This is a genomic window from Nocardia carnea NBRC 14403, assembly GCF_000308515.1.
Taxonomy (GTDB): Bacteria; Actinomycetota; Actinomycetes; order Mycobacteriales; family Mycobacteriaceae; genus Nocardia; species Nocardia carnea.
Map to the genome: position 1 here is coordinate 138,963 of NZ_BAFV01000124.1, position 12,385 is coordinate 151,347.

The 12,385-nt window shown below is 68.1% G+C and carries 13 protein-coding genes; 5 read left to right on the forward strand and 8 right to left on the reverse strand.

Features of this window, described 5'->3' with window-relative positions:
* Positions 1 to 39 precede the first annotated feature (39 nt).
* The 3 genes from ON22_RS32745 to ON22_RS32755 all read right to left on the reverse strand — a co-directional run bounded on the left by ON22_RS32745 (position 40) and on the right by ON22_RS32755 (position 2,270).
* Positions 40 to 963 (reverse strand): hypothetical protein, encoded by a 924-nt coding sequence (locus tag ON22_RS32745; protein ID WP_033242805.1) that lies wholly within the window; start codon positions 961 to 963, stop codon positions 40 to 42.
* A 290-nt stretch (positions 964 to 1,253) separates the two neighbouring features.
* Positions 1,254 to 1,841, reverse strand: coding sequence for an LppU family putative lipoprotein (gene lppU, locus ON22_RS32750; protein WP_051158379.1), 588 nt, complete (start codon positions 1,839 to 1,841; stop codon positions 1,254 to 1,256).
* Between the two features lie 276 nt (positions 1,842 to 2,117).
* Positions 2,118 to 2,270: a hypothetical protein gene (locus ON22_RS32755; protein ID WP_156052235.1), complete on the reverse strand. Its 153-nt coding sequence runs from the start codon at positions 2,268 to 2,270 to the stop codon at positions 2,118 to 2,120.
* Positions 2,271 to 2,417: 147 nt separating this feature from the next.
* Here ON22_RS32755 and ON22_RS32760 point away from each other — a divergent pair, with 147 nt between their 5' ends.
* The 3 genes from ON22_RS32760 (at position 2,418) to ON22_RS32770 (ending at position 5,571) form a co-directional block, all read left to right on the forward strand.
* Positions 2,418 to 3,632: a low temperature requirement protein A gene (locus tag ON22_RS32760; RefSeq protein ID WP_033242807.1), complete on the forward strand. Its 1,215-nt coding sequence runs from the start codon at positions 2,418 to 2,420 to the stop codon at positions 3,630 to 3,632.
* A 187-nt stretch (positions 3,633 to 3,819) separates the two neighbouring features.
* Positions 3,820 to 4,476 (forward strand): nitroreductase family protein, encoded by a 657-nt coding sequence (locus ON22_RS32765; RefSeq protein ID WP_051158380.1) that lies wholly within the window; start codon positions 3,820 to 3,822, stop codon positions 4,474 to 4,476.
* A 231-nt stretch (positions 4,477 to 4,707) separates the two neighbouring features.
* The gene (locus ON22_RS32770; protein ID WP_081596001.1) at positions 4,708 to 5,571 is read left to right on the forward strand and encodes an RNA polymerase sigma factor SigF; all 864 of its coding nucleotides are present in this window, start codon (positions 4,708 to 4,710) and stop codon (positions 5,569 to 5,571) included.
* Between the two features lie 17 nt (positions 5,572 to 5,588).
* Here the strand turns inward: ON22_RS32770 and ON22_RS32775 are convergent, their stop codons facing one another.
* Both ON22_RS32775 and ON22_RS32780 read right to left on the reverse strand, forming a co-directional pair.
* Positions 5,589 to 7,151: a sensor histidine kinase gene (locus ON22_RS32775; RefSeq protein WP_051158387.1), complete on the reverse strand. Its 1,563-nt coding sequence runs from the start codon at positions 7,149 to 7,151 to the stop codon at positions 5,589 to 5,591.
* Positions 7,144 to 7,821, reverse strand: coding sequence for a response regulator (locus ON22_RS32780; protein ID WP_033242808.1), 678 nt, complete (start codon positions 7,819 to 7,821; stop codon positions 7,144 to 7,146). Before ON22_RS32780 ends, ON22_RS32775 begins: the two co-directional genes overlap by 8 nt.
* 111 nt (positions 7,822 to 7,932) lie before the next feature.
* Between ON22_RS32780 and ON22_RS32785 the strand changes: the two genes are divergently transcribed.
* A complete protein-coding gene (locus ON22_RS32785) occupies positions 7,933 to 8,289 on the forward strand; it encodes a PepSY domain-containing protein (protein WP_081596002.1) in 357 nt (118 codons plus the stop codon).
* Between the two features lie 437 nt (positions 8,290 to 8,726).
* Here the strand turns inward: ON22_RS32785 and ON22_RS32790 are convergent, their stop codons facing one another.
* On the reverse strand, positions 8,727 to 9,440 hold the full coding sequence (locus ON22_RS32790) for a dienelactone hydrolase family protein (protein WP_033243073.1): 714 nt from the start codon (positions 9,438 to 9,440) through the stop codon (positions 8,727 to 8,729).
* A 293-nt stretch (positions 9,441 to 9,733) separates the two neighbouring features.
* On the opposite strand from ON22_RS32790, the gene ON22_RS32795 reads away from it, so the two are divergent.
* Entirely contained in the window at positions 9,734 to 10,300 is a 567-nt protein-coding gene (locus ON22_RS32795) for a sugar O-acetyltransferase (RefSeq protein WP_197039634.1), read from the forward strand.
* Between the two features lie 33 nt (positions 10,301 to 10,333).
* Here ON22_RS32795 and ON22_RS32800 read toward each other — a convergent pair whose 3' ends face one another.
* Both ON22_RS32800 and ON22_RS32805 read right to left on the reverse strand, forming a co-directional pair.
* Positions 10,334 to 11,155 (reverse strand): YceI family protein, encoded by an 822-nt coding sequence (locus ON22_RS32800; RefSeq protein WP_033242810.1) that lies wholly within the window; start codon positions 11,153 to 11,155, stop codon positions 10,334 to 10,336.
* Positions 11,152 to 12,385: MSCRAMM family protein (locus tag ON22_RS32805; RefSeq protein ID WP_169332492.1), on the reverse strand; the 1,234-nt coding region annotated here is incomplete at its 5' end. The genes ON22_RS32800 and ON22_RS32805, both read right to left, overlap by 4 nt.

Consider the following 12,385-nt stretch of genomic DNA (forward strand, 5'->3'; position numbering starts at 1 on the left):
GACGGTACCGGCCGTGGCCGGCGGGACCGGCACCCGATCTCAGCCGATCAATCGCCGCTCGGGCTCGGGATGGGCGGTGGATACGTCCCGCAGGACCGCGCCGGGGGCCAGCTCATGCACCGGCCGGATCGCTTCCACGGCATTGACGCAGGTCAGATGGTCGGCAGGATGGACGCCCGCCATACATTTGAAGCGGACGTTCGCCGTTCCCTTCGCGGTATCGGTGGTGGTGGTGAGCCGGTAGCGCAGCGGTGCCCGGTCCGCGGTGGCCGCCGACCAGATGGACCGGTAGCTCAGCGCGGGGCCGAGATCACGGTTCACGATCACCTTTTCGACCGTGCCCGTTTCGTCGGTGACGATATCCACCGTGCCGGCCGGTGTTTCGGTGCTGCCGGTCGTGCTGCCGAAAACCGCCTCGTCCAGAACATGGAGCCCGGCCGAGTAATAACCGTCCACCAGGGCCGCGGCCCGCGTGGCAACGGCGGTGTCGACGGCGCCGATCCCGACCTCATCCGGTGGACCCCACGGGTAGACACCGGCCCCGGTGAAATCCAGTTCCTCCACCAGCTCCACCCGGCGAATATCGCGGGTGACCTCGGTGACCGCCCGAATGAGGCGGGCCGGAACGGTGCTCTGGAATGCGCCTGTCGCATGGAAAACCGAATTCCCGCCGTGGCAGGCATCGGCGAGGGCGGCTTCGGGGCCGTGGCTGTTCTGCGGCGCCGTGGAGATCACGTCGTACCCTTCGCGTAGCAGGCGCGGCAGTATCGCGGCCGGTGAATCCGCGGCGATCTCGGCGAAAGACGGTACGTAGACGAGGCATCCGGTGCCGGCGGGTGGTACCTGCGTGCCCGTGATCAGCGCGGTGAGCTCCAGATCGGGCCGGGCGCCGATCCGGTCCGCGATCGGTTCGGCGAGCAGGCCGGCGCCCAGCACCGCAACGGCGACGGTGGATGAACTCATGCGGACTCCAGACGGTAGTGCGGACGCAGGTCCGGTGTCGGGGTGTTTCGATACCGGTCGGGCCGCCGTCGGGGTGATTCCGTGCCCACCGGCGAGGCTGCTTCCCGTACAAAGCGTAGGCAACCGGCGCCGAGTACGGCATCGAAATGGGCGGGTTGTACCGAACCGATCGAGATGACGGAATCGATTGCGTCCTGCGGTGTTCCAGGCCTGGCGTTCGCCGCAGCCGTACCGTCGGGAGCCAGGTGGCCTCGACCGTGGGCCGAGGCCACATATCGCTGCCCGGGTCGCTAGACCTCGGCGACGCAGGTGACGAGTTTGCGTTCGTCGTAGGTGAAGTAACCGGTGGCCTCCGCAGGGCAACCGGACTCATCGGTGGTGCCCGGCAGGATCGCGAGCACCCGGACCGTTTCGGGCTTACCCGCGGTGCACGGGCTGTGCGAAGGGCTGTCCATCCCGGCCGGAATGGTCATGCACTGGCCGACGACCCAGTCGATATCGAGGCACAGGGCGCCCTGTTCCTCGCCACCGAGGGTGACGTAGTAGGTCTGGTCGACGTCGCCGGCGCACTCGTCCTGGGTCGGCGCCTTGGCGACGACCTTGTAGTTCGACTTTTCGCTACCGCATTCGGCGTGATCGATTTCGGCGTCCATCATGGTTCCCGACAGGGTCACACACTGGCCGATCTCGGCGTCGAAGGATACGTCGCCGCCCGCGTCGGCTCCGTTCTGGCCCGGAACGGTGGTCTCCGGGGCCGGGCTCGCGGAACCCGACGAATCCGTGCCGGAACACCCCGACAGTGCGAGTACGGCGCATCCGGCCACGACGAACCCGGTGAGCAGGTTCCGGACCCGGGATCCGGGCGTGCGTCTGGACATGACAATTCCTCCATCGATATCGATCGCATGAGTGGATGGGGGGAGAACTCGTGAATCGTTCGACGAGGCACCATGATGTACGCACTACTCGCCGCCCCCGACCCGATCAAGATCATATCCGGTGGGTGCACAGTATGGTCATCGACCGGTCGACCCGACGTGACGCGGGTATTGCACGAGGGTGCGCCCCGGTTCCGGAATCGGTGGAATCCGCCGAGTGGCCCGCCCGTGTAGGCAGGTCACCCGGTCGATCACCGAGTGGTTCTCGTGGGGGAACTATTCGGCATCGGCGGATCCCTTCGGATCCTTGGCGTCCCGCAGAGCGGTTTCGAGTTCCCGCCGGAGCCGGGCCGCGGTGGCCTCGTCACCTGCGTCCTCGGCGGTGGTGATGTCCTGATTCAGCTGGGCGATCGTATCGCGGGTGCTCATCGAACCTCCCTTCTCGTCGGGGTGCCGGGCCGTGGGATCCGCGCCGGCATCCTCCACCGACCGCGTGTCCGATTTCCGGCGGTCGAAACATGCGTGCGGGGCCCGGCAGAGCTGCGACCGGCGGCGCCGGGTGCAAGTATTTGCCGTATGAGTGGAGCCAAGCGGATGCGCCTGCAGCCGGTCGCCCAGGGAGCCGCGGTCACCCAGCTGGAACTGTTCTTCGATCTGGTGGTGGTCTTCGCCCTCACCAAGGTCACCGATCTGGCCGCCGAGGAGACCTCGGCCGTGAACATGCTGCGGGCGCTGCTGGTCCTGGCGGTGATGTGGTGGGTGTGGATCGCCTACAGCTGGCTGGGCAATGTGGTGCGGGCCGACGAAGGCCTGGCCCGGGTGGCCGTGTTCACGGCCATGGGCGCCGCCTTCATCGCCGCGCTGACCATTCCCGAGGCCTTCCACGACCTGCCCGGCGGCTGGTCGGGACCGCTGGTGTTCGCGCTGGCCTATCTGGTGGCCCGGCTCGTCCACCTGGGTATGTTCTGGCTGGTCAGCGCACACGACCCACAGTTGCGTGGGCAGGTGATCCGCTGGGGGCTGGGGTCGATCACCATCGGCACCGCACTGCTGGTGGTCGCGGCGACCACCTCGGGAGCCGCGCAGATCTGGTTGTGGATCGCCGCGGTGGTGGGCGATATGGCCTGGACCCTGCTCTCCGGGAACGGCTGGCGGGTCAACTCGGCCAAGCATTTCTCCGAGCGCTACGGGTTGATCGTCATCGTGGCGCTGGGGGAATCCATCGTTTCGATCGGAATCGGGGTCGCCGCGCTGCCCATCTCGTGGCCGATCACCGTGGGCTCGCTGCTGGGCCTGGCCATCTCCGGGCTGCTGTGGTGGGCGTACTTCGACGTCGCGGCGCTGTCGGTGGAGCACGCGCTGGCCGCGGCCGACGGGGAACGGCAGATCAAGATCGCCCGGAACTGCTATACGTACTGGCACTTCCCGATGATCGCCGGCGTGATCGCACTGTCTCTGGGCCTGAAGAAAGTGCTGTACTACGTCGGGGACAGTTCGCATCACCGGCTCACCGACGCGCTGTACGGGATACCGTTGTTCGCCCTCTACGGCGGTGTCGCGCTGTTCCTCATCGGGCTCGTCGGTGGCAAGGCCTACGCCACCGGGGAGGTCACCGTATCCCGCGTTGTCGCGATCGTGGTCCTGCTCGCACTGATCCCGTTGGCGGCGGTACTGCCCGCGCTCGCCGCCCTGGCGATCCTGTGCGCGGTCCTCGTCCTGCTGATCGTCTGGGAGACCGTTCGCTACGCCGCACCGCGCGACGAAATCCGGCACGGTGAGCATCATTCGTAGCGGCGCCCCGGCCGGGGAATCGTCGCCGGGCCGGCGCCGGCTCCTGTTCGGCCGGAGTTCGCGATGCCCGGCGACGGCTGTACCGGCGGAGCGTGCCCGGAGTATCTTCGCCGGAAGGCGGCCGTGACCCACGCCGGGTGTTCCGGCCCAACCCCGACCGTGCCGTATCGCAACGAAGGAGTCTGCTGTGCCGAGGGAACTGGACCTGACCACGGACGAACTACTGTCGACCACGCGAGCGGTACGTAAACGGCTCGATCTCGAGCGTGAGGTCCCGCTAGAGGTGGTGCGGGAATGTATCGAACTGGCGGTGCAGGCGCCGAGTGGGTCGAACCGGCAGGGCTGGCACTGGGTCGTCGTCACCGATCCCGGGCAGCGCCGGTCCCTCGGCGAGCTCTACCGCAAGGCATTCGAGGAATATGCGTCGTCCCGGTATTTTCCCGGTAACCAGCTCAGCGGTGATTCCGAAGCGGATGCGGCCCGGCAGCGAGTCGCGGACTCCGCGCGATATCTGGCCGAGAAGATGGGCGAGGTGCCGACTCTGGTGATCCCCTGCCAGTCGGGCCGCCTGGACAACGCGTCGAGCGCGGAGAGCGCGTCGTATTGGGGGTCGCTGTTTCCCGCGGCGTGGAGCTTCTGCCTGGCGGCGCGTTCGCGCGGACTCGGAACATCGTGGACGACACTGCATTTGCGGTACGAGCGGGAAGCGGCGGAAATTCTCGGTATTCCCTACGACAAGGTCTCGCAGGGGGCGCTGCTCCCGGTGGCCTATACAGTGGGCACAGATTTCAAACCCGCTGCGCGGGCCGATCTCGATCGGATCGTGCACATCGGGGGCTGGTAGACACCCCGAGCGGGCCTCGTTGCGGTCCTGTCGCCCACTGTCTCGGCGCGTCTGCGGTCGAACGTGAACCACCGCTGGGTACAGCGTTTTTCGCGACTTTCTCGGCCGGCGTGCGGGCCACCGGTAGCGGGTACCGGCCGGTAGGTCACGTTTCGATCACGTCGAATCGGGTAGTTCTGAAGGAAGTCGAGCCGATCAGCGAGCCGATTGGGAAGACCCGAGGAGCCACCGATGAAGGAAACGACCGCAGTCACCATCGACACACCCGCGAGCCGCAATGCCCGCCCCGGACGGCCGCGCGGCGGGGACAGCTACGACAATCTCGAACCCTGGTTCGACAAGCTGGCGGGCCTGGAAGCCGACGATCCACGCTGCCAGGAAATCCGCACCGAAATCGTGCATCTGGGCCTACCGCTCGCCGACCATATCGCCCGGCGGTTCAGCGGTCGCGGCGAGGCATTCGACGATCTGCTCCAAATCGCCCGGATGGGTCTGGTGCAGGCCGTGGACCGCTTCGATGTGAGCCGGGGGAGTTCGTTCCTGTCGTTTGCCGTGCCCACCATCATGGGCGAGGTGCGCCGGCATTTCCGCGACCACACCTGGGCCGTGCGGGTGCCGCGCGGTACCAAGGAACTGCATCTGCGCATCGGCCCGGCCTCCGAAGTACTGTTCCAGCGGCTCGGCCGGACACCGACCGCCCGCGAGATCGCCGCGGAAGTCGGGGCCGAGCTGACCGAGGTCACCCAGGCGCTGATTGCCGGTAACGGGCATACCAGCAACTCCCTGGACGCCGCGGTCCGCGAACACGACGACGAGACCCCGCCCCCGGCGGTGCTCACCAAGCTGGGCACCGAAGAACCCTGCTTCGGGCTGCTCGAGGATGCCATGGCGGTACGCCCGCTCATCGAACAGTTGCCGCGGCGCGAACGCCAGATCCTCGTCTGGCGCTACTTCGGCAATATGACCCAGAACCAGATCGCGCAGCGGCTGGGTATTTCGCAGATGCAGGTCTCCCGGATCCTCGGCAAAACCCTCGAAACTCTGCGCGAACAGGCCCTCGCCGAACCGGACACCGCTGCCCCGATGGCGGCCTGAGCGAACGCGACCGGCGGTTATCGGGCCAGCGGGATCGAGACCACGAAACGAGCCCCGCCCGGTACACCGTTCTCGACCCGGATGGACCCGCCGTGTCGTTCGACCACATCACGGACGATGGCCAACCCCAGCCCGGCTCCGCCCTCGTCGCGGCTGCGGGCCTCGTCGAGCCGGACGAAACGCTGGAATATCCGTTCCCGATCCGCCTCGGGTACTCCGGCCCCGTCGTCGGCGACCACGAGCACCGCGGCCCCGTCCACACATTCCAGCGAGACCTGAACCAGGGTCGCAGTGTGCCGCTGCGCGTTGTCGACCAGATTGCCCAGTACACGGGCCAGCTGGGTGCCGCTACCGGTGAGCTCGACGGGCTCGTCCGGCAGCTCGGTCTCGACCGGGACACGGTCGCCGGTCCGCCGCGACAGTTCGCCGGCCACGAGTGCCGCGATATCCACCCGGCCGGGCCGCGGCCGTTCCCCGGCATCCAGGCGGGCCAGCAGCAAGAGATCCGTCGCCAGATGTTCCAGCCGCACGGTATCGCCGAGCAGGCCCTCGAGTTCGAGCAGATCCGGATGCGCCTGCGCGACCTCGAGCTGGGCCCGCAGACTGGCGATCGGGGTGCGCAACTCGTGCGCCGCATCGGCGATGAACCGGCGCTGCCGGTCGGCGGACTGCTCCAGCGCCGCCAGGGTGTCGTTGGTGGTCGCCGCGAGGAGGGCGATCTCGTCGCGCGCCGGTGGTTCGGGGACGCGCCGGGACAGATCACCGTGCATGATCTCGGCGAGTTCGCGGCGAATGGCTTCCACCGGGCGTAACGCGCGCCGGGTGACGAACCAGGTCACCACCGACACCACCGCCAGCACCGGGAGCAGCCCGATCAGCATGGCGCGCCGGGCATCGGCGACCGCGCTGTCGGCGGTATCGAGTGCGGCACCGGCATAGACGGTGACCGGTTGCCCGTCGGCGGTGGTCGCGGCAAGTGCGGCGACCCGGAAATGGTCGGGAGCCGAAGCATCGCCGACCCGCAGATATGCCTCGCCCACGACGGCGTCGGTGGTCGACGGCGCCGCCGCGACACTGCTTCCCGGTGATGCGGCGATACCCGCGGCGGTGGCGGCGTCCGGGGTGTCGCTGTCGGATTCCTCGTCCGAATCGTCGTCCGCTTCGTCTACATCCTCTTCCTCGTCGTTCTCGTTCTCTTCCTCGTCGTCCTCGGGCTCGTCGTCGTCCGGGCCGGATTCGTCCGCTTCGTACGGACCGAAATCGGCCATCGGCCGCCTGCCGCGCAGTTCCTCGTCGGCGGCGAGTACCCGGCCGTCCGGTGCGACGATCTGCACCGGTTCGTCGTCCGGATCGGGGAACCGCACTGCCGCGAGATCGGTGCCGCGGCCGATCCGGTCGGCAATATCGCGCGCCGTGTGCTCGGCCTGCGTGCTCGCACTCTCGACGAGGTTGTCCCGCAGTACAACGAGCACGATCAGGCCCGCCGCCACCAATGCCACGGCCACGACAGCCGTGGCGGCGGTGGTGGTGCGGGCCCGCACCGAACTCCACCACCGGCGGCGCGGGGTGCGCTCAGCCACGGTCGCCCGCCAACCGGTATCCCGCGCCACGCACCGTATGGATTGTGCGGCAGCCGAAGGGTGCGTCGATCTTGCGGCGCAGGGCGCTGATATAGACCTCCACGATGTTCGGGTCGCCGTCGTAGGCGAAATCCCAGACATGGCAGAGGATATCGGCCTTGGAAACCACTTCCCCGGCCCGCACCGCGAGATGTTCCAGTACCGCGAACTCTTTGGCGGTGAGCGTGACATCCCGGTCACCGCGGCGGCAGGTATGACTGCTCGGATCCACCAGCAGATCACCCACGCGCAACACCCGGGCGCCGCCGCGGGTCCGGCGGCGCAGCAACGCCCTGATCCGGGCCACCAGCACCACATACGAGAACGGTTTGCGCAGGTAGTCGTCCGCGCCGGTATCGAGGCCCTCGGCCTCGTCGTATTCGCCGTCCTTGGCGGTGAGCATCAGCACAGGCGTCTCGTGCCCCGCGGCACGCAATGTTTCGCAGACCCGGTAGCCGTTCATCCCCGGCAGCATGATGTCGAGGACGATCAGGTCGTAATCAGTACTGGTGGCCTGGTGCAGACCGGAGACACCGTCGTGGACCACGTCCACGGCGAATCCCTCGGCGCACAGGCCTTTTGCCAGTGTGTGGGCCAGACGCTTCTCGTCCTCCACGATCAGCAGACGCATGCGTCAAGAGTGGCAGATCTTTGCTGAAACGATCTTCAGGTGGCTTCAGGCGGGTTTCAGGATCCATTTGCCACAGTGGTGAAACATTCGCTCATACAGGAGGTTTGCACCATGGGAACATATTTCCGCCACGCGGCTTCGGCCATGCGCTGGTTACTGGTCGGCGCGGTAGTGGCGGCGGTGGCAGCCGGCGCCTGCCTCGGTGTCGCCGCGGTCGCCACCGGCCCCGGTGCCGGCGACGACGGCGCGCCGTGGGCGCTGGTGGCCGATCCGGGTATCGATCGGCAGACGGCCATGGACACCGCGGTTTCCGCGGTCCCCGGCAGCGCGGCGGTGTCGGCAGAACTCGATTCCGAGCACCACACCACGGTGTGGGAGGTGGAGGTCGTGACGCCGGACGGGGTGGAGTACGAGGTATCGGTCGACGCGAACACCGGTGTCGTTCGCGGAACCGCCGAACGCGACTGATTACTGTGCTCGCGCCGCAGTAGCCCTCGAACAGGCGACCCCGCCGGCCCGGTTCCCGGCTGCTGCGGCGGAACGGTGGAGCCCGAGGTGAACCACGGGCCTGGTATCCGGAAGTTCGGATACCGGGTCCGTGCTCGTGGGTTCGGGAGGTACGGGAGTCGACTGCGGTCACTCGCACGGCGGGTTCGGATACGCGGCATGCGGTGCCGGCAGTGTCGATACTTACCGTGACAGGGAAGACAATCGCAAATCCATATCGGTGAACAACGTACCGTTAGATGACGGTATGAAAGCCCGCAGGATGCGGCGCTCCGTGGAAAACGATAGGAGAGCGCGATGGGATCCCGATTCCTGGGTTTTATGATGTTGATGTTCGGCGCGATGATGCTGATGTAGTCCGCATCGCGGGATAGTGCGGCCGCGGTTCGGGGCAGGGTTCAGTCGTCGGTCTCGGGGTCGCGTAGATGGGCGTCGAAAAAAGCGGTGATGCGGTGCCAGGCGTGTTCGGATTCCGGTTCGGAGTAGGCCAGTCCCGCGGTACGTTCCACCACACGTAACGGCGCGGGTGTGGGCCAATTGTTCATGAACGAATGGCCCACACCCGGGTATTCGTGCACATCGTGCGGTACGCCACCGGCGGTGAGTACCTTCTCGAGCTTCGCCGCGGCGCCGGGCAGCATGCGGTCGCGCGCCCCGTAGCTGGCCACGGTCGGGCAGGCGTCGCGTAATGCGTCCACGCCCTGCGGCACGACACCGTAATTGGGTGCGGTCGCGTCGAATACGCCGCGAGGCGCCAGCAGCAGGCAGAATCCACCGCCCATGCAGAACCCGGCCGAGGCCACCCGGCCGGTGCTCCGCCGGTCGGCGGCCAGATGATCGCGGGCGGCGACGATATCGTCGACGGCGTCACCGTCCCCCGCGGCCAGAGCCCGGAAGGTGCGCACCACACAGCCGACCCGGCTACCGCGCCGGAACAGTGCGGGGGCGAGCGCAAGATAGCCGTGGGCCGCGAAACGGTCGGTGATACGCCGGATATCGTCGCTGAGCCCGAACGCATCGTGCACGACCACCACCGCCGGCCACGGTCCACCGGACTCCGGCACGGAAAGGTATCCGGGCAGCGGACCGCGTGGTGCGGGAAATTCGATCATCGGCACGGATCTGCTCCTCGCGGACGGTGGCGTCGAGATATCCGATGCTCCCACATACCGTCGCTCCTCGCGCCCGTGCGCAAGACCTCGGTGCAGTAGGTCTCCCGCGTGTTGCGGCCGTGCGCGCTCGGCATCGTGATCTCGGCGGTGGGTCCGAACAACGGTTGTCGATCCGGTCGGTCGCCGGATAGGTTCCGGAGACACCCGCAGCGGTGGGCACCGCTTCCCGGTGGCCGGCACCGGTCCGCCCGCCGAGGCCAGGTGCGGTATTCGCACCCGGATACCCTCGACAGATGGGTGACGAGAAATCGATGCGCGAGCGCATGCTCGCCGGTGAGCTGTACCTGGCCGACGATCCCGAGATCAGGGAACAGAGCCTGCGCGCGATGGAATTGACGGAGTCCTACAACAGCACCCCGGCCCGGGATCCCGCGCGGCAGCGCAAGATACTCACCGAACTGCTCGGGGCGGTGGGGGAGGACACCGAGATCCGGCCGCCACTGCGGGTGGATTACGGCAGCAACATCACCATCGGAACGGGTTGTTTCGCCAATTTCGGGCTCGTCGCCCTCGACGTCGCGGCCATCACCCTCGGCGACGATGTGCAGATCGGGCCCAACGTCCAGCTGCTGACGCCGACCCATCCCTTGGATCCGGAGCTGCGTCGCGCGAAATGGGAAGCGGCCGAACCGATCACGATCGGCGACAATGTCTGGCTCGGCGGCGGTGTCATCGTGCTGGGCGGGGTTTCCATCGGAGCGAACACCGTGGTCGGCGCCGGTGCGGTGGTCACTCGCGACCTGCCCGCGAACGTGGTCGCGGTGGGTAACCCGGCGCGGGTGATCCGCAACCTCGACTGAGCGGGTGCCGACCGAGCCGGCACCCGCCCGGCACTACATCTGCGGCAACCGGTCGCCCTGGACCACCTGGATATCCAGGTCGAGCTTGACGGTCGTACCCACGGCTGCCACGCCGGCCCGCACCATCGCGTTGTAATCGATCGCGAAATCGTCGCGGCGCAATATCGTTTCGGCGTGGAACGCGGCGCGGACGCCACCCCAGGGATCGGGGCCGAAGCCGCCGTAGGTGATATCGAGATCGACGGTCCGGCGCTGGCCGTGCAGGGTCAGTTCCCCCGGCATGGTCCAGGTATCGCTACCCGTGCGCCGCAGGCCGTTACCGGTGAACGAGATCAGCGGGAACCGTTCGACGTCGAGGAAATCGGCCGACCGCAGGTGGTCGTCGCGCATGGCGATACCGGTGTCGATACACGACGCCTTGATCTCGGCGTAGCCGGTGGACCGCTCGAACGGCTCACCGATATCGAGGCGTCCGCTGACCTCGGCGAACCGCGCCTTGATACTCGAGATACCGAGATGGCGGGCGGTCGCGATCACGGTCGAATGCACCGGGTCGATCGTCCACGGACCCGACAGCGGCAGCGCCACCGTTTCCGCCACGGCCACCAGCGTGATATCGCCGAGCGTGCCGGTGCCGGTGGACGAGATCTGGGCGGTCCGGGCCACCGGCTGGTAGCCGGGCGCGGTGAGCACGGCGGTGTGCAGGCCCGGCGGCAGCGTAGCGGTGGTGACGGCACCGGTGTCGTCGGCGACCGCCCGGCCGATCTGGCGGCCGGTGCTGTCGGTGACGGTCAGTACTGCCTCCGGTACCGGCCAGTTCTCGGCATTGCGAATTCGAGCGGTGAGTCCGGTCATGAGTGCTCCTCGGTGTCGTAGCCGAGCCGCACGTCGAAGTCCGCTTGCGCGCCGGTCACCGCGACCTGGCCGGTGATCGGCGGGTAACCGCGGGCAACGACCGTGTACTGCCCTTCGGGTAGATCGGTCACGACGTAGCGGCCGTTTTCGTCGGTCCGCACGGTGGCGTTCACCTCGCCCGCGGCGTCGAGCACGGTGATCTGGATATCTTCCAGCGACCGTCCGCTCGCCGACCGCGCCGATCCGGTGAGCACGGCCATCGGCGAGAGCTCGATATCGTGGCGCAGCAGGCCGCTGTCCGGCACGGTCAGGGCGGTGGCGCTGGGTCGCATATGTTCGGCGACGGCGACCAGGGTATAGGTCCCCGGGACCACACCGTGGCAGAGGTAGGAACCGGTGCCGTCGGAGGCGGCCGAGGCCACGACCTCACCGCGTTGATCGGTCACCGTCACGGTCGCACCGGCCAGCGGTTCCCCGGCGGGCGCGCGCCGGACGATACCCGACAGTTCGCCGAGCCCGGTGAGCGTGAGATCGGTGCGGACCGGGCGGTCGGCGACGGCCACATTGACCGCGGCAGGCCCGTGCCCGGCGGCGGAGGCGATCAGCACATAGTTCCCGGGGCCGGGTGCGTCGATCGAATAGCCGCCGTCGGATGTCCCGATCGCCCGGGCGACCTGCTGGCCGCGCTGGTCGATCAGGGTGAGGGCGACGCCCGGTACCGGCCGGCCGTCCTCGCGGCGGATCCGCCCTTCGACCGCGGGCCGGCCGGATCCGCCTTCGGAGAAGCCGGCGGCGGGCAGTGTTTTCGCCATACCGGCGGCCGAGTAGCCGCCGTGTCCGTTCCGGTCGGCCGGGGCCGGCCCGGCGGGTGCGCCGACAGCGACCGGTACGCGATCGGTCCGCGGCGCCTCGTAGCCGGTATCGCGGGCCGCGGGCTCGGCTACGGCGTACGCCGCGGTATCGAGCTCGGCGATATCGTCCGGGATCTCCGGCTTCGCCTCCATATCGGTGGCGGCTGCGGGGTCTGTGGCCGGCTGGATATCGATCGTGCGGCGCAGTGGGCGGTTCGGCAGCAGGATCGCCGCCAGCAACGCCACGGCGGTCGCGAAGGCCGCGATCAGGAAGATCCGGCCGGTGGCGTCGCCGTAGGCGAAACGCACGATCTCGGCGATCGGCGCCGGCAGGGCACCGAGGTCGAGATTGCTGCCACCGGAGGAATCGGCCTGGATG